Annotated in this window: 20 protein-coding genes and 1 pseudogene; 15 read left to right on the plus strand and 6 right to left on the minus strand. The window is 65.3% G+C overall.

Going from position 1 to position 23,937, the window contains the following annotated elements; translation table 11 throughout:
- On the plus strand, positions 1-1,502 hold a 1,502-nt coding region (gene rho, locus AC1HIY_RS09115; RefSeq protein WP_479576419.1), incomplete at its 5' end, for a transcription termination factor Rho.
- Between the two features lie 100 nt (positions 1,503-1,602).
- Positions 1,603-2,364 (plus strand): HAD family hydrolase, encoded by a 762-nt coding sequence (locus tag AC1HIY_RS09120; RefSeq protein ID WP_479576420.1) that lies wholly within the window; start codon positions 1,603-1,605, stop codon positions 2,362-2,364.
- 14 nt (positions 2,365-2,378) lie between these two features.
- Here AC1HIY_RS09120 and AC1HIY_RS09125 read toward each other — a convergent pair whose 3' ends face one another.
- Positions 2,379-3,596, minus strand: coding sequence for an MFS transporter (locus tag AC1HIY_RS09125; protein WP_479576421.1), 1,218 nt, complete (start codon positions 3,594-3,596; stop codon positions 2,379-2,381).
- A 238-nt stretch (positions 3,597-3,834) separates the two neighbouring features.
- Here AC1HIY_RS09125 and AC1HIY_RS09130 point away from each other — a divergent pair, with 238 nt between their 5' ends.
- Together AC1HIY_RS09130 and recJ are read left to right on the plus strand one after the other, a co-directional pair.
- On the plus strand, positions 3,835-4,962 hold the full coding sequence (locus AC1HIY_RS09130) for a glycosyltransferase family protein (protein WP_479576422.1): 1,128 nt from the start codon (positions 3,835-3,837) through the stop codon (positions 4,960-4,962).
- A 124-nt stretch (positions 4,963-5,086) separates the two neighbouring features.
- Positions 5,087-6,844, plus strand: coding sequence for a single-stranded-DNA-specific exonuclease RecJ (gene recJ, locus AC1HIY_RS09135; protein ID WP_479576423.1), 1,758 nt, complete (start codon positions 5,087-5,089; stop codon positions 6,842-6,844).
- Positions 6,845-6,849: 5 nt separating this feature from the next.
- Here recJ and AC1HIY_RS09140 read toward each other — a convergent pair whose 3' ends face one another.
- On the minus strand, positions 6,850-7,188 hold the full coding sequence (locus AC1HIY_RS09140; protein ID WP_479576424.1) for an ArsR/SmtB family transcription factor: 339 nt from the start codon (positions 7,186-7,188) through the stop codon (positions 6,850-6,852).
- A gap of 559 nt (positions 7,189-7,747) precedes the next feature.
- On the opposite strand from AC1HIY_RS09140, the gene AC1HIY_RS09145 reads away from it, so the two are divergent.
- The 9 genes from AC1HIY_RS09145 to AC1HIY_RS09185 all read left to right on the plus strand — a co-directional run bounded on the left by AC1HIY_RS09145 (position 7,748) and on the right by AC1HIY_RS09185 (position 16,391).
- Positions 7,748-8,308, plus strand: coding sequence for a YeeE/YedE family protein (locus AC1HIY_RS09145; protein WP_479576425.1), 561 nt, complete (start codon positions 7,748-7,750; stop codon positions 8,306-8,308).
- A gap of 12 nt (positions 8,309-8,320) precedes the next feature.
- Positions 8,321-8,815, plus strand: coding sequence for a DUF6691 family protein (locus tag AC1HIY_RS09150; protein ID WP_479576426.1), 495 nt, complete (start codon positions 8,321-8,323; stop codon positions 8,813-8,815).
- A gap of 45 nt (positions 8,816-8,860) precedes the next feature.
- A complete protein-coding gene (locus AC1HIY_RS09155; protein WP_479576427.1) occupies positions 8,861-10,315 on the plus strand; it encodes a rhodanese-like domain-containing protein in 1,455 nt (484 codons plus the stop codon).
- Between the two features lie 203 nt (positions 10,316-10,518).
- Entirely contained in the window at positions 10,519-12,240 is a 1,722-nt protein-coding gene (locus AC1HIY_RS09160; RefSeq protein WP_479576428.1) for a SulP family inorganic anion transporter, read from the plus strand.
- Between the two features lie 20 nt (positions 12,241-12,260).
- Complete coding sequence (trxA, locus tag AC1HIY_RS09165; RefSeq protein ID WP_479576429.1) at positions 12,261-12,626, plus strand: thioredoxin; 366 nt, start codon at positions 12,261-12,263, stop codon at positions 12,624-12,626.
- A gap of 110 nt (positions 12,627-12,736) precedes the next feature.
- The gene (locus AC1HIY_RS09170; protein ID WP_479576430.1) at positions 12,737-12,994 is read left to right on the plus strand and encodes a hypothetical protein; all 258 of its coding nucleotides are present in this window, start codon (positions 12,737-12,739) and stop codon (positions 12,992-12,994) included.
- 2 nt (positions 12,995-12,996) lie between these two features.
- Positions 12,997-13,971, plus strand: coding sequence for a hypothetical protein (locus AC1HIY_RS09175; RefSeq protein ID WP_479576431.1), 975 nt, complete (start codon positions 12,997-12,999; stop codon positions 13,969-13,971).
- A gap of 94 nt (positions 13,972-14,065) precedes the next feature.
- Positions 14,066-14,470, plus strand: a complete 405-nt coding sequence (locus AC1HIY_RS09180; protein ID WP_479576432.1) for a high-potential iron-sulfur protein — start codon at positions 14,066-14,068, stop codon at positions 14,468-14,470.
- Between the two features lie 145 nt (positions 14,471-14,615).
- Positions 14,616-16,391: a SulP family inorganic anion transporter gene (locus AC1HIY_RS09185; RefSeq protein WP_479576433.1), complete on the plus strand. Its 1,776-nt coding sequence runs from the start codon at positions 14,616-14,618 to the stop codon at positions 16,389-16,391.
- A gap of 78 nt (positions 16,392-16,469) precedes the next feature.
- Here AC1HIY_RS09185 and rpmE read toward each other — a convergent pair whose 3' ends face one another.
- The 4 genes and pseudogenes from rpmE to AC1HIY_RS09205 all read right to left on the minus strand — a co-directional run bounded on the left by rpmE (position 16,470) and on the right by AC1HIY_RS09205 (position 21,779).
- Positions 16,470-16,679: a 50S ribosomal protein L31 gene (rpmE, locus tag AC1HIY_RS09190; RefSeq protein WP_479576434.1), complete on the minus strand. Its 210-nt coding sequence runs from the start codon at positions 16,677-16,679 to the stop codon at positions 16,470-16,472.
- Between the two features lie 290 nt (positions 16,680-16,969).
- Positions 16,970-19,206: pseudogene (locus tag AC1HIY_RS09195) on the minus strand (glycoside hydrolase family 3 N-terminal domain-containing protein).
- A 16-nt stretch (positions 19,207-19,222) separates the two neighbouring features.
- Positions 19,223-20,248, minus strand: a complete 1,026-nt coding sequence (locus AC1HIY_RS09200; RefSeq protein ID WP_479576435.1) for a LacI family DNA-binding transcriptional regulator — start codon at positions 20,246-20,248, stop codon at positions 19,223-19,225.
- A gap of 142 nt (positions 20,249-20,390) precedes the next feature.
- Entirely contained in the window at positions 20,391-21,779 is a 1,389-nt protein-coding gene (locus AC1HIY_RS09205) for a glycoside-pentoside-hexuronide (GPH):cation symporter (protein ID WP_479576436.1), read from the minus strand.
- Between the two features lie 316 nt (positions 21,780-22,095).
- Here AC1HIY_RS09205 and bioD point away from each other — a divergent pair, with 316 nt between their 5' ends.
- Together bioD and amrB are read left to right on the plus strand one after the other, a co-directional pair.
- A complete protein-coding gene (gene bioD, locus AC1HIY_RS09210) occupies positions 22,096-22,851 on the plus strand; it encodes a dethiobiotin synthase (RefSeq protein WP_479576437.1) in 756 nt (251 codons plus the stop codon).
- Between the two features lie 132 nt (positions 22,852-22,983).
- Complete coding sequence (amrB, locus tag AC1HIY_RS09215) at positions 22,984-23,760, plus strand: AmmeMemoRadiSam system protein B (protein ID WP_479576438.1); 777 nt, start codon at positions 22,984-22,986, stop codon at positions 23,758-23,760.
- The last annotated feature ends 177 nt before the right edge of the window (positions 23,761-23,937 follow it).

The raw sequence follows: 23,937 nt of genomic DNA on the forward strand, positions 1-23,937 counted from the left end.
CGCGCCCCGAACCCCGCCGCGAGCAGGCCCGCCCCGAAGCCCGCCGCGAGCAGGCGCGCCCCGAACCCCGCCGCGAGCAGGCGCGCCCCGAGGAACGTTCAGACAGCCGCCGTTCCCGCGACGAACCCCGGGGACGCGACGAACGACGCAGCCGAGACGAACCCCGCAGCCGAGACGAACCCCGGGGACGGGAAGAACCCCGTGGCCGCGACGAACGACGCGGGCGAGAGGAAAAACGCGGCAACGGCCGAGACAACCGGCGCGGACGGGACAATCGCCGCGGACGGGACAACCGGCGCGGCCGCGAGAGCCGGGAGGAACGGCGGCGGCGCATCTATGAGAACCGCCCGGAATACATGGCCGCCTACGACCCCAACAAGACCGAACTCGACGGCATGATCCGGAAGGTCGGGGTCCTCGAAGTGCTGCCCGACGGCTACGGCTTCCTTCGCTCCGCCGAATACAATTACCTCCCCAGCCCGGACGACATCTACGTCTCGCCCTCTCAGATCAAGCGGTTCAGCCTCAAGTTCGGCGACACCGTCGACGGCGAGGTGCGCCCGCCCAAGGAAGGCGAGCGGTTCTTCGCCCTCATCCAGGTCAACTCCGTCAACGGGCGGACGCCCGCCGAGCTCGAGGAACGCGCCACGTTCGACTATCTGACGCCGCTCTACCCCGAAGAGCACCTCAAGCTCGAAACCACGCCGAACGAATACAGCACCCGCGTCATCGACATGTTCGCCCCCATCGGCAAGGGGCAGCGCGGGCTCATCGTTGCCCAGCCCAAAACGGGCAAGACGATCCTTCTGCAAAAGATCGCCAACGCCATCACGAAGAACCATCCCGAGGCCTACATCATCATCCTCCTCGTCGATGAGCGCCCGGAAGAGGTGACCGACATGGAGCGCAACGTTCAGGGCGAAGTCATTGCTTCGACGTTCGACCAGGAGCCCGAGCGTCACGTGGAGGTGGCCAACATCGTGCTCGAAAAGGCCAAGCGCCTCGTCGAGGCCGGGCAGGACGTGGTCATTCTCCTCGACTCGATCACGCGCCTGGCGCGCGCCCACAACGCCGTCACCCCGACCGTGGGCAAGACGCTCTCCGGCGGCATCGAGGCCGGCGCGCTCCGCGGGCCCAAGCGGTTCTTCGGCGCGGCCCGGAACGTGGAGGAAGGCGGCTCACTGACGATCATCGGAACGGCCCTCATCGACACCGGCAGCCGCATGGACGAGGTCATCTTCGAGGAATTCAAGGGCACCGGCAACATGGAGCTCGTCCTCGACCGGCAACTGGCCGACCGCCGCGTCTTCCCGGCGATCAACGTCATCAAGTCCGGCACGAGACGCGAAGAGCTGCTCATCCCCGAAGCCAAACTGCAACGCATCTGGATTCTCCGGAAATTGCTCGCCGACATGGATCCCATCCAGGCCATGCAGTTCCTCCTCGACAAGATGCGCGGCACCCGCAACAACGACGAGTTCCTCATCGTGATGAATTCCTGAGGCCGCGCCTCTCCGAGGGCCCTGCCGGCCCGTTCTGCTCGACGGCGGCGTCCCCGGCGACCGTCGAGGGTCGTTTCCTTTCTCCCATACCCCCTGTTCCATGAGGCGTCCCGACGTGCGGTTCAAGGCCATCCTCTTCGATCTGGATGGCGTTCTCGTGGATGTATCGCGGTCCTACCGTCGCGCCATCGAAGAGACCACGTTCCACTTCACGGGCCGCCATATCGTGCCCGGCACCGTTCAGCGTTACAAAGACGCGGGCGGCTTCAACGACGACTGGAAGCTGACGCAGACCATCATCTCGGACATCGGCATCCGGGTGCCGTTCAGCCGCGTCGTCGAAGAGTTTCAGCGGCGGTATCAGGGGGAAAACTGGGACGGCTTCATCGCCGAGGAGACCCCGCTCATCCAGACGCACACGCTGGAGGCGCTGAATACGGGCGATCGCATCTTCGGCCTCGTCACCGGACGCCCGGAGGCCGAAGCGCTCTGGACGCTCGACCGCTTCGGCTGGCGGGCTTTCTTCCCGCTCGTCGTCCCCATGGAAAAGCAGGAAGGGCGCGGCAAGCCGGACCCGTTCCCCCTGCAGCGCGCGCTGACCATCCTCGACGCGGCGGGACGCCGGGTGTTGCCCGAAGAGACCGTCTACATCGGCGATTCGGTGGACGACATGACGGCCGCCCGCGCCGCCGGCATGTGGGCCATCGGCATCGTGCCCCCGTACGAGGACCTCGACCGGGACCGCCATACGGCGCTGCTCTACGAGCGCGGCGCGCACGTCGTGCTCGACAACCCCGACCGTCTTCCGCTATTGATCGACACCTTCGACGAGCGCATCACCTCGGAGGAAGGCAGCGGCTGACCGTGCGGCGGCGTTCACGCCTCCGCCACTTCGGAGGCCGACCGCTCGTTCTCCGGCTCCGGCAGATACCGTTGCACGAGCCATGCCATCAGCCCGATGGATACGGCGGCGAGGACGGTGTTGCTGAGGTAGCCGTATTCCGTGTAGGCCAGGCCCGCCACCGCCCCTCCGATGCCGATGCCGAGTTGCCCGATGGCCACTGCCAGGCTCATCAGGATGCCGCGCCGTTGCGCCGGCGCCAGCGCCGTCATGAGCGACTGAAGCGGACTCATCCGCATGGCCACCATCACCATGGCCAGGCCAAACATCCCGTAGGCCGCCCACATGTTCGTGACCACGTAGGTCGTCGCCAGCATCACCAGCCCCAGCCCCACGCACGAGGTGATGATCAACGGTTTGCGGCCCACGTCGTCGGAGAGCCGCCCGGCCAGCGGTCCCGTCAGCACGTTGGCGATGCCGCCGACGAAGAAGAGCGAGGCGATGGCCGCACCCGAGACGCCCAGGTTCTCTTCGAGCCACGTCGGCAGATAGATGACGTACAGGCCGATGCTGAAGAACATCAGGAGGTAGGCCACCGACGCCGCCACCACGGCAGGCTGTTTCAGCAGGGCGCCGTAGTTGGCGAGCGCCCGACGGAGCGAGAGCGGGTGACGGTCGCGCTCGACCTCGGGCTGCGGGACGAAGCGCCAGATCAGAAACGTCGCCAGCAACATGGTGAGGGCGAACATGAGGAACGCCCATCGGAAGCCGAACCAGTCCGCCAGCAGCGTGCCCACGGGGATGCCGATGATCTGCCCGAAGGCGATGCCGCTCATCACCCAGCCGTTGGCCCAGCCGCGGCGCTCATACGGAAAGTAGTCGCCCACGTAGGCGACGGCGCCGCCGCTGAGCATGCCCCCCGCCGCGCCGGCCACGGCGCGCACCGTGAGCAACGAGAAAAAGCTGTCGGCGACGCCATGGAGCAGAAGCGCCCCCGCCATCGAGCCGCAGCCGACGAGCAGGATGCGCCGCCGGCCGATCTTGTCGGAGATGGGGCCCGTGATGAGCGCGAAGACGCTGAGCATCAACGCATACGAGGTGATCAGCCATCCCTGAAGCGCCTCCGGAATGTCGAGCGCCTCGCCGATGCGCGGCAGAATGGGCGAGACGATGATGACCTGGCTGCTGGCGGAGAAAACCATCAGCCAGAGCGCGAAGAGCACCAGGCGCGGGTTGGATTTGCGTGGAGACACGAATAAGAGGAAGAGACGTCGGGGGCGCAAAGGCTGTTCGAACAACCTTTCGACCGGAAAGGTTTCTCGGCCACCCGAACCCCACCCCACGCGCGAAGGTTGACGTGAATGTCGAAAGAAGCGAACCTGCCTTGCGCCGGAGCCGGCGTGTAATGGAACGCGCGAACCGGTCACCCATTAACCCTGAGCGACGTCTTAACCCTGAGCGACGTCTCACACAGTCGCCGAAACCAACCGTATGGAACCTCTCCGTTGTCTTTTCATCGTCCAGGGCGAGGGGCGGGGGCACATGACCCAGGCGCTTGCGCTTCGCGCCCACCTCCGCGAGGCGGGACACACCGTGGCCGGGGTCCTCGTGGGGCGGCATCGCCACCGCACGATCCCGGAGTTCTTCCTCGAAAAGATCGACGCGCCCGTCTCCACCTTCGACAGCCCCACTTTTGCGCTGGATGCGCGGAACAGAGGCGTCCGCGTCGGGCCGACGTTGTGGCACAACATGAGCCACATCGCCGCGTTTCACGCCGCGTTCCAGCGCATCGACGAAGCGGTGCGGCGACGGCGTCCGGACGTGCTCGTCAACTTCTTCGACCCGCTCGCGGGCCTGTATGCCCGACGCTACCGACCCGACGTCCCCATGGTTTGCATCGGGCACCAGTACCTGTTCCATCATCCCGCATACCCGTTCCCGACGGGCCGCCCCGTACAACGGCGGCTGCTCCAGGGCTATACCGACCTGACCGCTGCCGGAGCCGTCCGCCGGCTGGCTCTCTCTTTTTATCCCGCCCCCGAACTGCCCGAAAAAAACCTCGTCGTGATGCCGCCGCTGCTTCGTCCCGAGGTGTTTCGCTTGCCGCACGACCGGAGCGAGCCTTTTTTCCTGATTTACGTGCTCAACAGCGGCTATGCCGAGAGCGTCGTGCGCTGGCACGAGCGGCGGAAAGACGTGCGGCTCCATTGCTTCTGGGACAAGGAAGACGCCCCGGACGTGCTCGCGTACGACGACACGCTCACCTTTCACCGGCTCGACGACGAGAAATTCCTCTCGATGATGACCCGGTGCCGGGGACTCGCCTGCACCGCCGGTTTCGAGTCCGTATGTGAGGCCATGTATCTCGGCAAGCCGGTGCTGATGTCGCCCGTCGAGGGACACTTCGAGCAGTATTGCAATGCCCTCGAAGCCGAGGCCTGTGGGGCGGGCCGCTTCAGCCCCCACTTCGACCTCGATCGGCTGCTCGACCCTCCGCAGCGCCCCCGGGAGGAGCCGCTTCCTTTTCGCGCGTGGGCGGCTTCCGCCGGAGCATGCTTCGTCCGTGAGATCGAGACCGTCGCGCGCCGACGCCCGGCCCGCACATTCGTCGCCGCCTGAGTTGCATCGCACGGCGCGCACCGGTATACTTAATCAAGGCGGTTCCGGGCGCCGTTTCCGCTTTTCTCCCCCGCCCTTCGGCCGCACGAAAAGAACCCACTCATACAGTCCGAATACCGGTGTGATGAAGTATCGATGGGTGACGCGCCCGGTGCATAACCCCGAGGCGGTGGCGCGTCTTCAAGCGGAGCTCAACAGCCTCCCCGAGGCGCTCGCGCGCGCGCTCGCCGTGCGCGGCATCGAGACGTTCGACGAGGCCCGGCACTTCTTCCGCCCCACCCTCGACGACCTCCACGACCCCTTCCTCATGCGCGACATGGACGCCGCCGCCGACCGCGTGGCGACGGCCCTCCGGCGCGGCGAACGCATCCTCGTCTACGGCGACTACGACGTGGACGGCGCCACGTCTTCCGCGCTGATGACGCATTTCCTCCGCGCGCACGGGGCGGACGCCGAGTACTTCATCCCGGACCGCATGAAAGACGGCTACGGCCTCGGAGCCGCCGGCATCGACCATGCCGCCGAGATCGGCGCCGGCCTCATCATCGCGCTCGACTGCGGCATCACGGCCGTCCAGGAGGCGGAGGCGATCCGCGCCCGCGGCATCGACCTCGTCATTTGCGACCACCACACGCCGAAAGAGACCCTTCCCGACGCCGTGGCCGTCCTCGATCCGAAACGTCCCGGCTGTTCCTATCCCTTCAAGGAGCTGTGCGGCTGCGGCGTCACGTTCAAGCTCGTGCAGGCCGTTCTCGCACGCCTCGGCAAGCCGCCCGAAGACGCGCTGCCCTACCTCGACCTGGTCGCCCTTGCCACGGCGGCGGACATCGTGCCCGTCACGGGCGAGAACCGGGTGCTCCTCTCCGAAGGCTTGAAACGGCTCCGCGCCGCGCCGCGCCTCGGCCTGCGCGCGCTGGCCGAGGCAGCCGGCATCGACCGGGCAGGGCTGAACACGAGCCGGATCGTCTTCGGCTTCGGGCCGCGCATCAACGCCGCCGGGCGGCTCGCCTCGGCGCGGCTGGCAGTGGATCTGATGCTCGCCGAGGACGAGGACCGCGCCGCCGCACTCATGCAAACCATCGAGGAGCTCAACCGGAAGCGCCGGACGCTCGACAATGACATCGCGCGACAGGCCGCCCTCATGGCCGAGCGGCAACTCACCTCCCGCGAACGACACTCGATCGTGCTTCACAACCCGGACTGGCACCTCGGCGTCATCGGCATCGTCGCCAGCCGCATCGTCGAGCGCTTCTACCGCCCCGCCATCATGCTCTCCACCGCCGGCGACCGGCTCAAAGGCTCGGCCCGCTCGATCCGGGGCGTCGACGTGTTCGAAGCCCTCTCGGCCTGCGCCGACCTCCTGACCGAATTCGGCGGGCACAAGTATGCCGCCGGCCTGAGCCTGCCCGAAGAAAACCTCCCCGCCTTCCGCGAGCGCTTCGACGAAGCCGTGCGCGCCTCCATCACGGCCGAGATGCTGCTCCCCGCCATCGAGTTCGACGCCCCGCTCCGCCTCTCCGAGATCGACGAGCGCTTCTGGGCCGTGCTCCGGCAGTTCGCGCCCTTCGGCCCCCGAAATCCCACGCCCGTCTTCCACGCCCGCGACCTCTTCGTCGCCGGGCTGCCGAAAACCGTCGGAGACGGCACGCACCTCAAGTTCTCCGTCCGGCACGCCGACGGCCCGGCGATGTCTGCCATCGGGTTCGGGCTGGGCGAACACCTCGCTACGCTTGTCGAAAGCCGGCGCCGGGGCGCGGCCATAGAACTGCTCTTCTCCGTCGAGGAAAATACGTGGAAGGGGCGCACTTCCCTCCAGCTCCGCGCTCGCGATCTGCGCCTCGAAACCGTCCCGCAAGAAAAGCAGGCGGCCGACGCCTCGTGAAGGGACTACGATTCGCCGCTCATCATGTCCTGCGTCTCGTACGCCTCCTGCCGGATCTGCCCGCATACGAGCGTGCACAACGCCGAAAGCGTGGGGTCGGCGATGCTGTAATAGACGTTCAGCCCCTCTTTTCGGCGAGCGAGCAGTCCTTCGCGGGCCATCAGGCCGAGGTGCTTACTCACGTTCGCCTGCATGTGTCCGGTGGCTTCCACCAGTTCCTGCACGCTCATCTCCCCGCGGGCCTGCAGCTGATTCAAAAGGTCGAGTCGCACCGGCTCGCTCAGCAGTTTGAACCGCCGCGCCACACGCTCCAACAACACCTCGGGCACCATATTTTTTTTCATGATTCCGGCGCATCTTCTTTCATTTGCAACCATGCAGTAATATTATAAAATCTCCGAAATGATCCAAACAAAACCGCCGTCCCGACTTTTTCCTTCGGCTCCCCCGCGCAGCGGCGCTTTCGGATGAGCGGCGCGCCTCCAGGTTGAAGGGCGCCGCCTCTCCGCGCGACCCGGACCACGAACCAGGCAACCGCTTGCAGAAGAAAGACCCGCCCTGCCCGAATTATACATTTTCATTAAAACCAATATATTAAACCGAATAAAGACACGCCCCGCCTTCCCAATCGAACGGCGACGACTCCCGCCGAGGGGGCTTCCACACCCGGGCGAGCCCCGCCCGTCCGCTGATCCATCGGGGGGATTCATTCGACCCGAACCGATTCACGGGAACAACCCGGACACGTGAAATTTCCATCAAGACCCCCTCTCCGAGAACGCCTCTTCCTTTTTTCGGAACTATATTCCCCAATAGGAATAATAAAACGATCCCGACAGACTTGTTATTACAAGACAATACAACTATCTTGAGGGTATTCCTCCCAACCTTCACGAGCACACCATGCTAGACTTCCTCTCCCAACCCTGGCCATGGTATATAGCCGGTCCCCTGATTGGACTGGTCGTACCGGCGCTGCTGTTTCTCGGCGGCAAGCAATTCGGCGTCTCGGCGAACCTCCGGCACCTGTGCGCCGCCACCATCCCCGGGCCCGTGGAATTCTTCAAGTATGACTGGAAGAAGAGCGGCCTGTGGAATCTGACCTTCGTGCTGGGGGTCGTCATCGGCGGCTTCATCGCGCACACCCTGCTGTTCAACCCCGATCCGATCGCCATTTCGGAAGCCACGAAGGCGGACCTGATGGGGCTCGGGCTGACCGACCTCAACGGCCTCGTGCCGAAGGAGGTCTTCAGCTGGTCCGGCCTGTTGACCCTGCCGGGCTTCGTCCTCATCGTGGGCGGCGGTTTTCTGGTGGGCTTCGGCTCCCGGTATGCCGGTGGATGCACCTCCGGACACGCCATCAGCGGGCTGGCCGATCTGCAACTGCCTTCGCTGATCGCCGTGATCGGCTTTTTCATTGGCGGCATCATTGCCACGTTCGTCCTGCTTCCGCTCATTTTTTAACCCTCCACAGTCATGCATCAGACGGTTGAAACGCCGATGGTCGAGAAGGGCGAGGCCGCGCCTTCCCGCGACGGGGAGACCGGGCGGAAGCCGGGCCTTTTCTGGTACCTGATCCTCGGCATCTATTTCGGCATCGTGCTCACCAAGAGTGAGGCCATTTCCTGGTTCCGCATTCAGGAGATGTTCCGTTTCCAGGGCATCCACATGTACGGCATGATTGCCGGTGCGCTGGCGGTGGCGGCTCTCTCGGTGGCGATCATCAAAAAGCGCCGCGCCAGGACCATCTACGGCGAGGAGATCTACATTCCGCCGAAAGAGCTGGGCAAGGGCTACCGATACTGGATCGGCGGCATCATCTTCGGCCTCGGGTGGGCGCTTCTGGGCGCGTGCCCCGGCCCGCTCTTCGCGCTCATCGGCAATGGCGTGCTGGTGATGTTCGTCGCCCTCGCGAGCGCCGTCGTCGGCACCTGGGTCTACGGCTACCTTCGTCCCCGGCTGCCGCACTAACCCGCAACGAACGCTTCCCGCACTCATAAACAAGGAGAATTTGCCATGCTATTCCGACAAATTTTCGACGAGAAACTGGCGCAATACGCCTATCTGATCGGTTGTCAGGCGACGGGCGAGGCCCTCGTCATCGACCCCGAGCGCGACATTGACCAGTACATTGCCCTGGCCGAGAAAGAAGGCCTGGAGATCGTGGCCGTGGCCGACACGCACATCCACGCCGACTACCTCACCGGGATGCGCGAGTTTGCCGAGCGCGGCGTGAAGGTCTATGCCTCGGACGAAGGCGACGCCGACTGGAAGTACGAGTGGCTCATCAACAGCGATACGTACAACTACCGGCTCCTCAAAGACGGCGACACGTTCCGCGTGGGCAACATCGAGATCAAGGCCGTCCATACGCCGGGGCATACGCCCGAGCATCTGAGCTACCTCGTCACCGACCTCGGCGGCGGCGCCGACGCGCCCATCGGCCTGGCCTCGGGCGACTTCGTCTTCGTCGGCGACCTCGGGCGGCCCGACCTGCTCGAATCGGCGGCGGGCATCGAGGGGATGATGGAGCCTTCGGCGCGCACGCTCTACCAGTCGGTGGTCAAGTTCCTCGAGATGGACGACTACCTCCAGATCTGGCCGGCGCACGGCGCGGGCAGCGCCTGCGGCAAAGCCCTCGGCGCCGTGCCCGAGTCGACCGTCGGCTATGAGCGCCGGTTCAACCCCGCCATCCGCGCGGCGGCCCAGGGCGAGGACACCTTCGTCGGCTTCATCCTCGAAGGACAGCCGGAGCCCCCGATGTACTTCGCCCGCATGAAGCGGGACAACAAGCTCGGCCCGAAGGTGCTCGGCACCCTCCCGAACCCCCGCCGCCTCACGCTCGGCGAACTGGGCAAGCTGGCCGGCAACACCGACGTGGCGCTCGTGGACACCCGCCTCGACAACTCGGCCTTCATGGCGGGACACCTCCCGGGCTCGCTCTACGCCCCCTTCAACAAGAGCTTCAACACCGTCGTCGGCTCGTTCGTGGACGAGAACGTCCCGATCTATCTCATCATCGAGGAAGATCACCTCAACGAAGCCGTGCGCGACCTCGTCCGTATCGGCCTTGACGACATCGTCGGCTTCATCACGCCGGATGTGCTGGTGACCTACGGCGAGCAGGGCGGCGAGCTGGCGAAGATCGAAGAGGTCTCCGTCGATAAGCTCGACGACCTCCGCCGCCGCGACGACGTGCTCATCTTCGACGTGCGCAAGCATTCCGAGTTCATCGAAGGGCACGTGCCGAACGCGTACAACCTGGCGCATACGCGGCTCTACGTCCGCAAGGATGAGGTGCCGAAGGACAAGAAGCTGGCGATTCATTGCAAGACCGGCGGCCGGGCGGCCGTTTCCGCTGCTCTGCTCGCACGCTATGGCTACGACGTGATTTTTGTGAACGGCGATTTCGAGAAGTGGATGGAGGGGCATGACTTCGCCGAGGGAGAGGAAATTCACGCCATAGCCTGACGGTCGGGGCCCAGGAACGGGAAGCGTGGAGCGGGAAGGGGTGTGAAGGACCCCTGTGGAGCCCATGAATACCTTCCCTTGCGCTTCCCGTTCTTTGCCCCTTCCGAATTGAAGCTTCCCCATACGCCCTTCGAACGACGCAACGCGCGGCCCAGCCGAAGCCTATCCGGCCGTCTCCGAGCGCCGCCTTTTCACATAGATCCATGAACGTCTTATCCCGTTTTTTCCCCCCCTTGCAGTGGTTGCCCCACTACCGTCGCGAGGACTTTTCCGGCGACCTGTCGGCGGGCCTCACCGTCGGGGTGATGTTGATCCCGCAGGGGATGGCCTATGCGCTGATCGCCGGGCTGCCCCCGATCTACGGGCTGTACGCCTCGCTCGTGCCGCTCATCATCTATGCGCTCTTCGGCACCTCGCGGCAACTCGCCGTGGGGCCGGTGGCCATGGTGTCGCTGCTGGTGGCGGCGGGGGTGGCGCCGCTGGCCGGCGATGACGTGGCGCTGTACGTCACGCTGGCGCTGACGCTCTCGCTCATGGTCGGAGCGCTCCAGTTTTTTCTCGGCGTGGCGCGCTTCGGCTTCCTCACCAACTTCCTCTCGCATCCCGTCCTGAGCGGCTTCACTTCGGCGGCGGCGCTCATCATCGGGCTCAATCAGCTCAAGCACCTCCTCGGCCTGAGCATTGCCCGCTCGAACTACATCCACGAGATCCTCTGGAGCGCGCTCACCCAGATCGGCGCCACCCACCTTCCGACGCTCGCCCTCGGCCTCGGCAGCATCGTGCTGCTCGTGGGCCTCAAGCGCTGGAAGAAGACCTTTCCCGGCGCGCTCGTGGTGGTGGTGCTCACCACGCTCGTCGTATGGCTGCTGCGCCTCGACCTCCACGGCGTCAAGATCGTCGGCGAGGTGCCGAGCGGACTGCCCGGGTTCATGCTGCCCGACGTCGGGATGGCGGAGATCGACGCGCTTCTGCCGACGGCGCTGGCCATCGGCCTCGTCGGCTTCATGGAATCGATCGCCGTGGCGAAGGCCTTTGCCTCGAAGCACCGGTACGAGGTCGATGCCAACCAGGAGCTGATCGGCCTCGGGCTGGCGAACCTCTTCGGCGGCCTCTTTCAGGCCTATCCGACCACGGGTGGTTTCTCGCGCACGGCGGTCAACGACCAGGCAGGGGCGCGCACCCCGCTCGCCGCGATCCTCAGCGCCGGCGTCATCGCGCTGACGCTCCTGTTCCTGACGCCGCTCTTCTTCTTCATGCCCAAAGCCGTGCTCGCCGCCATCGTCATGGTCGCCGTCGTGGGCCTGATCGACCTCAAGGAAGCGCGGTTTCTGTGGCGCGTCAAGCGGCAGGATTTCTACCTTCTCGCGCTGACGTTTCTGGCCACGCTCAGCCTGGGCATCGAGCAGGGCATCCTCGTCGGCGTGGCCGCCTCGCTCGTGCTCGTCATCCAGCAGTCCTCGCGCCCCCATACGGCGGTGATGGGTCGCCTGCCGGGCACGAAGACGTATCGCAACATCGAGCGCAATCCCGAAGCCATCACCCGCAGCGACCTCATCATCCTGCGCGTCGACGCCGCGCTCTACTTCGCCAACGTCGCCTATTTCAAAGACAAACTCCAGGAAATCGAGGAAAAAGCGCCCGCGCTCCGGGCCATCGTCATCGACGCCTATCCGATGAACCGCATCGATTCGAGCGCCGCGCACGCCCTCCTCGAGATCCTCGAAGACGCAGAGCGGCGCGGCATCCGGTTCTATTTCGCCGGCGTCAAAGGCCCCGTGATGGACGTGCTCGAACACGCCGGCATCGTCGACCGCATCGGGCGCGACCACTTCTTCATGGAAGTGCACGAGGCCGTCGAAGCCGCGGAGGCCGCCCTGAACCATCAGCCCCCAACGCCCCGCACCCCCGCCGAGGCGCTCTCCTAACCCTTATCGAAAAAATCATCATGCTTGGCTTTCGCAAAACAAAGTCTCCCTCGAAGGAAGTAGATTACGAAGTAAAGGATTTCGAAAAAGACGTCCTCGAGGCGAGCCACACCGCGCCCGTGCTCGTAGACTTCTGGGCCTCGTGGTGCGGTCCGTGCCGGTTCCTCGGTCCGACGCTCGAAAAGCTCGCCGAGGAGAGCGAGGGGCAGTGGACGCTCGTGAAAGTCAACACCGACCTCCACCAGAACCTCGCCGTCGAACACGACATCCGGGGCATTCCGGCGGTCAAGCTGTTTCACAAGGGACAGGTGGTGGATGAATTCGTGGGCGCGATGCCGGAGTTTTTCGTGCGCCGGTGGCTCAAGAAAGCGCTCGCCGCCTCCTAGCCGATGCCGGACGCATGCGGGTGGGCGCGATGCTTTCGCCTCCCCACATGCTTTCCCGCTCATTTTTCATCGGCACACGCCCGGAAGGGCGCGCTTCGCCTGAGATCTTCATGAAACGACTCCTGATATTCTCCGCAGCGATCCTTTTCTTTTCGACGAGCGCGCCGACCCCGGGCGTTGCGCAGCCCTCCGGTCCGCATGGCAAAGGCCGGATGATGCACGAGAACAACCGGCCGGGAACGATCAAGGGCTTCCCGGCGCTCGGCGCGAAGCTTCTCGAAAAAGAGAAGGCCATCGGCGCGCTCACCCCGGGACGGATCGCAACCTATGACCGGCTGCGCGGACACGCGGGCGGCGATCGGAAATAGTCATGGAACCACCGGCGGAACCACGGAACCCCCTGACGGCAGAGGCCCTGGCGGCGCACTTCGCCCGCATGCAGGCGCAGGTCTCGCACGCGCCCCTGTCGGAGTTGCTCGCGAAGCAGGCGCTCCACTGCGTGGACGGGCGCAATCCGTCATGCGTGATCTCGGCGCCCGGCGGCAATGCGGGCGCGTTCCTGCTCATGCTGGCCGCGCTCGAAGCCTCGATGAAGCGCCCCCTCTCCGCCTCCGGCGTGGACCGGCTCTTCCACGACTACCTCGATCGTTTCGGACAATTTTACATGCATACGGATCGCCTCTCGCTCGAAGCGCTCGAAGCCACGCTGGAGGCGCACCCCGGCATTTCCGCGCTGTGCTGCCCGTATGACGCCGTCGAGGATCTGGTCTTTCGCCCGACGATCAGCCAGCGGGAATCGCTGCTTCGGTTGCTCCTCCGGCCCGAGCACGTCGGTTGCGGCCACCTGCGCCTGATGATGCTTCACAGCGAGGCCTATGAGGTGCGTCCGGAATTGACCGAATACTTCTTCGCCGCTTTTTTCAACGCACTCTGGCGCGGCGACCGGCGGGTGGTCTATGACGTGCTGGACTCCGATCACCGGGAGCAGGCCGTCGTCAATGTGATGTGGGCGGGGACAGGAGACGAGGGGATCCTGCCCCGGCATTGCCCGCTGTATGACGACCTCCAGGTTTTCCTCAACTTTCCCCAGGCCACGGCCTATCTGCTCCACCGCCACGAAACGTTTTTCAAGGAGCGGGGCGTGCTCACCGGCTCCGCCGTGGAGACGTTTGCTTCGATTCAGGCGCGCCTGGCGGAGCGGCAACTCCGCGCCACCCTGCGCCACCTCGCCCCGGACCTGCCCGTTTTCAACGTGATTTTCGACGACTCGGGCTTCACCGTGGAACCCGTGACGGACACGAACGACGAAGATTCGACATCGATACTTATTTCCGAGACGCCATGAGAAATTAAAGCGTCGGGTGAGTATACTTCACCCGGCGTCTTCCGGGACGTCCCGAACCAAACCACGATTTATCCCACCAACACCCGGTACGATCATGTCTGACAAGTCTTTGACCCGGAGAGATTTCATTCTGCGCGTGTCCGCGCTCGGCGCGTTTGCGACCGGTTCGAGCGCGCTGCTTGCGGCCTGCGGCGGCGGCGAAACGCAGAGCGGCGGCGAGGCGGCGGCGCCGGCGGAAGCGCCCAAGACCGCCGAACCGATGGCGACGGCTTCCTGCGACGACCTTTCCGGCCTTTCGGAGACGGAGCGGGCGCAGAGTGAACAGATGCGGCAGACGCTCCAGTACACCAGCACCTCGACGATGGAGGGCAAGCACTGCTCGAACTGCGCGCTCTACATCGCGCCCGAGGGCGGCGCAGCCTGCGGCGGATGCCGGCTGTTCCCGGGGCCGGTCTCCCCGAACGGATACTGCAACTCCTGGGCGCCGAAGCAAGGATAACCCTGCCGGCGTCGGCCGTCGGCGTGTGAGGTCGGGACGAAGCGCGTCCTTCCGCCTGCCGCGTCGGCCGGCGCCTGCTTGAAGGCGTCCCCCGATGCGAAGCGCACGCCGCATCGACGGCGGACGGGCTTCGTAAACGTGAGAGATGAATCCCTTCAAGCGGTACATAACGATCCTTCAGTGGCTGCCGAATTACCGGCGCAAGGACCTCTGGGGGGATCTTTCGGCAGGCCTCACGGTGGGGGTGATGCTCATCCCGCAGGGCATGGCCTATGCCATCCTGGCGGGCATGCCGCCGATCTACGGGCTCTATGCCTCGGTGGTCCCGCTGCTGCTCTATCCCCTCTTCGGCACCTCCCGGCACCTGGCCGTCGGCACCATCGCCATCGACATGCTGATCGTGGCGGCGGGACTGAGCCTGATCGCCGAGCCGGGGTCGGCGCGGTACATCGAGCTGGCGATCCTGCTTGCGGCGATGGTGGGCAGCCTCCAGGTGCTGATGGGCGTCGTCCGTCTCGGCTTCGTCGTGAACCTGCTGTCCCGGCCCGTCATCACCGGTTTCACGGCGGCGGCGGCGCTGATCATCGGCTTCAGCCAGCTCGGCAACCTGCTCGGCCTGTCGATCCCACAGTCGCAATACATTCACACGCTCATCCTGGCGGCGCTCCGGCACGTGGACGCGTGGCACCTGCCCACGCTTGCGCTCGGCGCGGGCGGCATCCTGCTCATGCTCGGCCTCCGGCGCTGGCTGCCGAGGCTCCCCGCCCCGCTCATCGCCGTGATCCTCGGCACGCTGGCCGTCGTGGGACTGCACCTCGACCAGGGCGGCGTGCGCATCGTCGGCGACATTCCCACCGGGCTGCCCTCGTTCCAGGCGCCCCACTTCGACATTGCCTCGGCCCGGCTGCTCTTCCCCACGGCCATCACGCTCGCCCTCGTGCAGTTCATGAACGTCATCTCACTGGGCAAGGTCTTCGCCGCCCGCTACCGCTATTCGGTGAAGCCCAACCAGGAGCTCTTCGCCATCGGGCTGTCCAACCTCGGCGGGAGTTTCTTTCGCAGCCTGCCCGTCTCGGGCAGCTTCTCGCGCACGGCGGTCAACGCCCGGGCAGGCGCGCGCACGCCAATGTCCAACATCATCGCGGCGCTCGTCATCACGCTGACGCTCCTCTTCCTCACACGGCTCTTCTTCTACCTGCCCATCCCCATCTTCGCCTCCATCATCATGGTGGCCGCCTTCGGCATGGTCGACGTCAAAGAAGTGCGCTTCCTGCTCAAGGCCAAACGCATCGACGGCTACATTGCCATCCTGACGTTCCTCGCCACGCTCTTCATCGGCATTCAGGAGGGTGTGCTCCTCGGCGTCACGGTCTCCGTGCTGGCGATCATGTATCGCATCAGCCGGCCCAACGTCGCCGTCCTCGGGCATCTGCCCGGCACCCGCTCCTTCCGCGACCTCCGGCGGCACCCCGAAGCGCAACCGATCGAAGGCATCCTCATGCTCCGCGTCGACGCCTCGTTCTCGTTCGCAAACGCGGAGTTCCTGAAGGACCTCATCCTGAAGGAGAGTGAGCCGGAGGACAGCAAGATCCGCGCGGTCATCATCGACTCGAGCAGCGTCAACGACCTCGACATGACGGCGCTGGCCGTGCTCCGAAACGTCGCCGAGACGCTCAAGGAACGCGGCATCGAGCTGTATTTCGGCGGCGTCAAAGGCCCCGTGCTCGACGTCTTTCAGCGCTCGGGGCTTTACGATCAACTCGGCGCGGATCACTTCTTCCTCAGCCCCCACCGCGCCGTGCGATACGTCCTCAAGAAGTGGGGCAGGTCGGAGGAATACCTCGACGCCGTTCCCCATGGGCGCAGCGGAACGTCCCTCCCGCCGTGGGAACACCCGACCTCGGAGACCGATTCGTCGTGAGCGGACCGCGGCGCGGCCCACGAAAAAAGGCGACCCGCCGGAGCAGATCGCCTTTCCCGAAATCCGGGTGCGCCGGACTTACGACTTCTTGCCGTACCGCCGCATAAACTTCTCCACGCGACCCGCCGTATCGACGTACTGACGACGCCCCGTATAGAACGGGTGGTTCGTCGAATCGACTTCCGAGACGTACGTGTCGCCCTTGATCGTCGAGCGCGTCTGGAACGTCGTGCCGTCGGCGAGCTTCACCGTGATCAGCTTGTATTCGGGATGCAGATTCTCTTTCATGGTTCCCCTTCCGCGTTTATCGCAAAGCGTGTTCTTCAGGTGCAAATCGTCGAATCATAAAGTACGCCGGGCGCAAACTCAAGTTTCCACGGGCATGATTCGCCAAGGATTCACGCGGTCCTTGCCCCCGAGAGGCCGGCGCGAAACCGGCCGGCAACATCGGGAAGTGCAAAAGCAGGGGCAAAACAGGAAGACGTTTGTCTGAAAGAGGACATCGGCCGGCCCCGTAACGGTGCGCCCGTAACGGTGCGCCCTCACGGGTGAAAAAGACCCCGCCTTCCACGGATGCATCACTCGACCACGAAGGCGGCCGTCAGCCCGCCGACCCTCAGTTCGAACCCGCCCGGCTCCACGACGGGGCGATCGTCGAGACCGATGAACGCCAGTTCGGATACCGGCAGGGTGAACGAGACAGTGCGCGCCTCTCCGGGGCCAGCGCGATCTTTTCGAAACGACGGAGCCGTTTCACCGACGGGGTGATGCTCGCGTAGAGATCGCGGCTGTAGAGTTGGACGACCTCCTGCCCGTCCCGGTCGCCGGTGTTCTGCACGGTGACCGACACCCGGAGCGTATCCGTCGTGTCCACCGTGTCGGCGCGCAGCGTGAGATCCCGGTATGCAAAGGTCGTATAGCTCAGCCCGTGGCCGAACTCCCATTGCGGATTGAAGCCGTTCCTCCCGAAGGTCGTGTCGGCCTGCTCGCTGTTTTTATGGTCGTACGTAACCAGGCTGTTGGCATAACGGGGGTAGGTGAACGGCAGCCGCCCGCTCGGATTGACGTCGCCGAAGAGCACCTCGGCGAGGGCCTGTCCGCCGAACATCCCCGGGTGGTAGGCCATCAGGACGGCGTCGGCGGCGTCGGCGGCGGCCCGCACGACGCGGGGGCGGTTGAAGAGCATCACGACGATGACCGGCTTGCCCGTGGCCGCCAGCGCCCGGACCAGGCGCGTCTGCACGGCGGGCAGGTCCAGGTCCTCGATGCTGCCCGGCACCTCGACGGACGGCTTCTCGGCCAGCGCCACCACCACGGCGTCGACGCCTTCGGCCGCCGCCACGGCCGCCGGGATGTCCACCTCGGTGTAGAACTCCGTGCCGGGCACATACGTCACCCGATCGTCGCCTGCGTGGGTGCGGAGGGCCTGCAGAAGGGTCCGTGCCGAGGGGGGATAGAGGCCCGTCTCGACGCCCTGCCAGGTGTACGACCACGACCCGTAGAGCGGGGGCAACCTGTCGGCGCCCGGGCCGGTGAGCAGGATCCGCGCCTCCTTCGCCAGGGGCAGCACATCCGCATTTTTCAAGAGCGTGATCGCTTCCCGCGCCGCCGCCAGACTCACCGCATGGTGCTCCGCCGAGCCAACCCGCGAAGCCAGCGAGGTATCCGGGTAGGCGTTCTCGAACAGCCCAAGGGCCATCTTCATGTGCAAGATTCGCCGCACGGCCTCGTCGACCCGTGCCTCGGGGAGGGCGCCCTCGCGCACCAGTTCCACCACGAGTTCGGCAAAATCGGTCGAGTACGGCACCATGCTCATGTCGACCCCCGCCATCACCGCCATACGGACGGCCTCTTTCTCCGTGGCCGCCACCCGGTGCACACTGTGAAGCTTCTTGATGTCCTCCCAGTCCGTCACCGCCACCCCCTCGAACCCCAGTTCATCGCGGAGCACATCGGTGAGCAGGTAAGGGCTGGCGTGAACCGGCGCCCCGTTGATTTCGCCGGAATTGATCATAATGGACGCCGCGCCCGCCGCGATGGCTTCGCGGAACGGCGGCAGAAAGATTTCGCGCAGGAGTCGCTCGGGGATATAGGCCGGCGTGCGGTCCTTCCCGGTGAAGGGGAAGCTGTAGCCCACATAATGTTTGAGCGTGGCCGCCACCCGGTCCGGAGCCGTGAGGTCGTCCCCCTGCATCCCCTCCACGGCGGCCACCCCCATCCTGGAGACCAGGTACGGATCTTCTCCAAACGTCTCGAAGAAACGAGACCAGAGCGGCTGCCGCCCCACATCGAGCACCGGCGCGAAGTTCCACGGGACCCCGCTCGCCCGTGTCTCGAGGGCCGTCACGTGGGCCGCCTGACGGACCAGGTCGGGGTTCCACGTGGCGGCCAGGGCCAGTTGGTGCGGGAAGATCGTCGCCTCCTCCAGGTAGTTGTTCCCGTGCACGGCGTCGATGCCGTAGAGCACCGGGATGCCCAGGCGCGTCTCCCGGGTAGCCAGGTCCTGGATGGTTCGGATCACCTCATGCCACCGCTCCAGGGTCAGCGCCGCGTCCCAGGTGTTGAGGATCGACCCGACGCCATAGGTGACGAGCGCCTCCCGGAGCTTGTCCGGATCGAGCTCCAGGCGAGAATCAACCCATTCGCGCCGGCTCGCGACGGCCTGGAGCGTGAGCTGGGTCATCTGCCCGGCTTTCTCCTCCAGCGTCATCTGCTGAAGAAGGCTCTCCACGCGCGCCTCCACGGAAGCCGGCTGGGCATGGACGGCAAACGGCGCGAGAAAGAGAAGCAACAGGACGTATCGGAGGGGTCTCATGGGTAGGAAAAGGTGTTTATGTAGAAGAATAAGACTCAGGCGGGGGGGGCGCCGTCGACTCCCGAACGATGAGTTCGACGGGGAACGTCCGGCGCACCGGTGCGGAGGCCTCGCCCCGCACCCGGGCGATGAGTTGCCGGGCGGCCGCTGCCCCCAGTTCCCGGACCGGCGCCCGGGCCGTCGTGAGGGGAGGGGCGGCAAAGCGGGCGCTGCTCACGTCGTCGAAACCGGTAACCGACATCTCTTCCGGGACCCGTATGCCGGCCTCTTTCAACGCCGCCAGCGCCCCGATGGCAGCCTGGTCGTTGGCGGCCATGAGGGCCGTGGGACGCGGCGAGAGTGCGAGCGCTCCGCGGGCCATCTCGTATCCAGCCTCCTGCGTGTACCCCACCAACTCCGACGACAGTTCGATCCGTTCGGCTTCCGGCACTTCGGCCATGGCCTTCCGGAAGCCTTCGAGCCGCTCCCTGGCGTCGGACGCCCGGGCCGGCCCCCGAAGCAGGGCCACACGGCGATGTCCCAGCGCCAGCACGTGGCGCGTCAACCCATAGAATCCCCCGTAGTTGTCGAACAGGATCAGATCCACATGCTGCTCCTTCGCCGGGGTGTTGACATACACGACGGGGCTGCTCTGGGCCAGCAAGCCGCTCAGGCTCCCCAGATCCATGGTGGGCGCCATGATCAGCAAGCCGTCCACACGGGGGCCCATGCCGTGGAGCGCCGTTGCCAGTTCGTCCGTGTCGTAGTGCGAGGTGGAGATCAGGATAAAAAACCCGGCGTCTCGCGCGGCCCGGTCGATCCCATGCAGAAACTCGGAGAAAAACTCGCCGCTGACGAAGGGCACCAGCACCCCGAGGCCGCCCGTCACCTTTCTGAGCAGGCTTTGCGCCACCGGGTTGGGTCGATAGCCGAGGTGCGCCACCGCTTCCGTCACCCGGCGACGCTTCTCTTCCCGGACCGCATCCGGATTGTTCAGAACCCTCGAGACGGTTGAGATGGACACTCCTGCCAGGCGGGCTACGTCGTGTATCGTTACTCGCATTCGATGTCTGTGAAAAGGTTTTCAAAAGTACGAATCTCCCCCCAGGGATACAAGGCGGCCCGCGAAAAGTCCGAAACAGCCCTGCCTCTCACACCCTGTCGGCGCGACGGGTCATGCCGGCCGGGAGGTCTGGTTTCCACGTCTACGTCGGCCCCTCGTTTCCGGCTCCGGGGGGCGTCTCCAACGCCGCCCTGATCGCCGCCGTCCTGGTCTGGTCGAGGCGATAGCGTGAAGCTACCAGGACGACCAGCAGATGGCCGAGAGCCGGCGCCAGGGTAAAGAGCACCACGATTCCATGCACTGTCTCGGGCGTCTGCGTGGCCGCATCCGCGGCATAGCCAAAGTAGGCCAACATCCATCCCACCAGGGCGCCGCCCAGCGCCATGCCCAGTTTGAGCATAAAGAGGGTTCCGGAAAAAACCAGACCGGTGGTACGACGCCCCGTTTTCCACTCGCTGTAATCCACCGTGTCGGCCATCATCGTCCAGAGTATGGGGCTTCCCATTTGGCCGAAGAACTGCACGAGAAGGAACAGCGTGAAGATCAAAGCGAGCTGATCCTTCCCCGGCGCATACATCGCGACCGAGAGCACCGCGACGGCGCCCTGCAACAGGACGTAGGAGCGGGTAATGTTCAGGCGCTTCGTCAGCGGGCCGGCGAAGGCAGCCCCGACCATGGCCGCGAGCATGCCTGCCGTCAGGAAACCACTCACCAGGTCGGCCCGGCCCACATACCAGGTCATGTAATAGATCGCCGTACTGCCCCGGACGACCAGGGGGATGAGCAAGACGAAGCTGATCAGAGCCACCACCCGCCACTGATCATTGGCCACCAGCCACCGCATATCCTGCCTGAACGAGCCGGCCCCCTCGGCCACCTGCCGGACCCGCTCGCGCGTAAGCAGGAAGCAGGCCAGGAACATCAGCACGGCCAGCGCCGCCAGGATCGCCATGGCGCCGGGAAACCCTTTGCGGGCATCTCCCTGCCCGATCCATTCGACCAGCGGCAGCATCGCCGCCGCCACCATCACGCCTCCGGCCGTTGCGAGAAAAAAACGATAACTGTTGAGGGAAACGCGCTCCGCCGAGTTGGCTGTGATGACCCCTCCGAGGGCCGCATAGGGTACGTTGATCGCCGTGTAGACCACCATCAGAAGCGTGTACGAAACATAGGCATAGATCAGCTTCCCTGTTGGTCCGAAGTTCGGAGTAGTAAACGCCAGGACGGCGATAACGGCGTAAGGCACGCAGAGCCAGAGCAGGTAGGGCCTGAATTTTCCCCACCGGGTCTCCGTCCGGTCCGCCAGAGCCCCCATGACCGGATCGGTGACGGCGTCGACGAGCCGGACTACCAGGAAAAGGGTTCCCATTGCCGCCGCACTGAGGCCATAGACATCCGTGTAATAGTAGGCCATGAACATCAGCAACGTCTGGAAGACGATGTTGCTGGCCGTATCCCCCAGACCATAGCTGATTTTCTCGAGGACGCCGATCCGTTGCGCTGTATTCACAGGGGCCGGGGGGTACTTCATGCGTTCACAAATGCGCCCTTTCCTGAGGCGGGTTGATCCGATTCGAAGGACATCTCGGAGGCGGTGCCTGTTTCCCTCCAAGGTACGTCTCCCGAAACGATCTGTAAATCTCTGGAAGCGCTCCGGCGATCGATGAGTGCGAGTCAGAGTGAGACATACCGTCAAACCAACTCACCGGTAGAGACAAGTCGGGGGCTCCCATGCGTCTCCTCGCACGCCGGGTCGTGCGGGCGCTCCCCTTGATGCTTGTCGGGGCGCGCCCTACCTTGATGCAAACACATCCCGGAAATCAGCGTGTGGCGCGAGGCGCATGGTCATGGCGGAAGGTCTTTTTCTGGTGGGTACGGCCCGCGGCGTCGGAAAAACCTTGATCGGCGTGGGGATCGTGGCGTTGCTCCGGGAGATGGGCGTCGACGCCACGATGATGACGCCCATCTCGACCGGCGACTCGGGCAAGAATGCGGCGTCGCTCCTGCGCGAGATCGGTGTGGAGGCGCCCCGGAGGCTGGTCATGCCCATCACCTTCGAGACCCCGGCGGCGCCGTACGTGGCCAGCCGGATCGAGCGCAAGCCGATCCATCTGCGGAAGGTGCTCGACGCCTATCACGAGCTCCGGGAGCAGGGCAAGTTCGTCGTCGTCGAAGGCGGGGGCGTGCTGGTGCCCATCGCCCGCCGATACGACATGATCGACCTGCTCAAGGATTTCGAACTGCCCTCGATCATCGTCGGGCGCACGGGACGCGGCACGCTCAACCACTGCATCCTCACGCTGCGCATGCTCCTGGTCATGGGCGTGCAGCCGCTCGGCTTCGTGCTCAACGGCTACGGCCAGTACGGCGACGGTTTCGCCGAGTCGCTCAACCCCGAGGCTTTGCGCGAACTGGCCGCGCCCACGCCCGTGCTCGCCACGCAGGAATGGCGACCCGAATATCAGGAGGACCTGCCGGCGTTCATCCGCGCGCTTCGGGAGCAATCGGAGCTGACGGCGATGCTCAGACGCCTTACCGAGACCGGGCCGGCGGAGACACGCGCCTCCGGGACGCCCGTCACGCCGGATGCGGGCGGCGAATGAATCCCCCGAAGCCCGCCGCAGGATCCTTTCGACGGAGGCTCCGTTCATCGGCTTCCGAACCCATCACCCGCTTTTTTTCGCACGCATCCATCGTTAACCGCAAACGGGGCCGGATCGCGCCCCTTCGTTCCCATGACTCAAAGCGAGCGCGTCGTCTATGCGACGCAGGCAAAACCACTGCAAAAGCAGATCGAGGCTTTGTTGAAGAACGCGCCTAAGCGCGAGGTCGCCGGCGTCGTGCACGCGGTGATCGTGCCGGATGCGAACCTGATGAGCGGCGGCGCGACGGCGGCGGAGGTCTACCGCACGCTCGAAGGCCGGAGGTACGACACCATCATCCTCATCGCGCCGAGCCATACGGGCGCCTTCGAGCGCATCACCATCTGCAGCCTCGACGAGTACCGGACGCCGCTCGGCACGCTGAAGGTGCACGATAAGATGCGCAACGAGCTCTGCGACGAGGACGACGACATCTTCCTCGACGACACCGGCCATTTCCACACGGACGGCATCGACGTGCAGCTGCCGTTCCTTCAGACGATCCTGCCGCCGTTCGACATCGTGCCCATCGTGATGGGGGCGGAGACGCCGGAGCTGTGCAAAGAGCTCGGGCACGCCGTCGGCGAGGTGATGTACAACCGGCGGACGCTGGTGGTGGCGTGCGCCAACGTGGTGGAGGCTTCGGAGGAGGCGTTCCAGGAAATGCGCGCGGCACTCGAAGGGCTCGACGTGCCGCGCCTGATGGTGCTCTTCAACAGCGAGCGCGTGCGTATGGAGGGCAAGGGCGCGGTGCTCGTGGCGCTCATCGCGGCGCTTCACCGGCGGGCCAACCACGCGGAGATCGTGCGCCTGCAGCCGCCCACGGAGGAACGCCCGGGCTTCGTGGGGGCCGTCATCAGCCGGGTCTGACGCCCGAATTCCGTTCACACAGCGAGGACGCATCGTGGCCGTTCCTCCTCAGACATCCGGGGTTCCCCCGCGCGTCGCGCTCATCGGGGCGGGAGCGCTGGGCACGGCGCTGGCCCGACGCCTGGCCGCGCGCGGCTACCCCGTCGCCGCCGTCCTCAGCCGCAGCGAAGCCTCGGC

This window comes from Rhodocaloribacter sp., assembly GCF_056451265.1.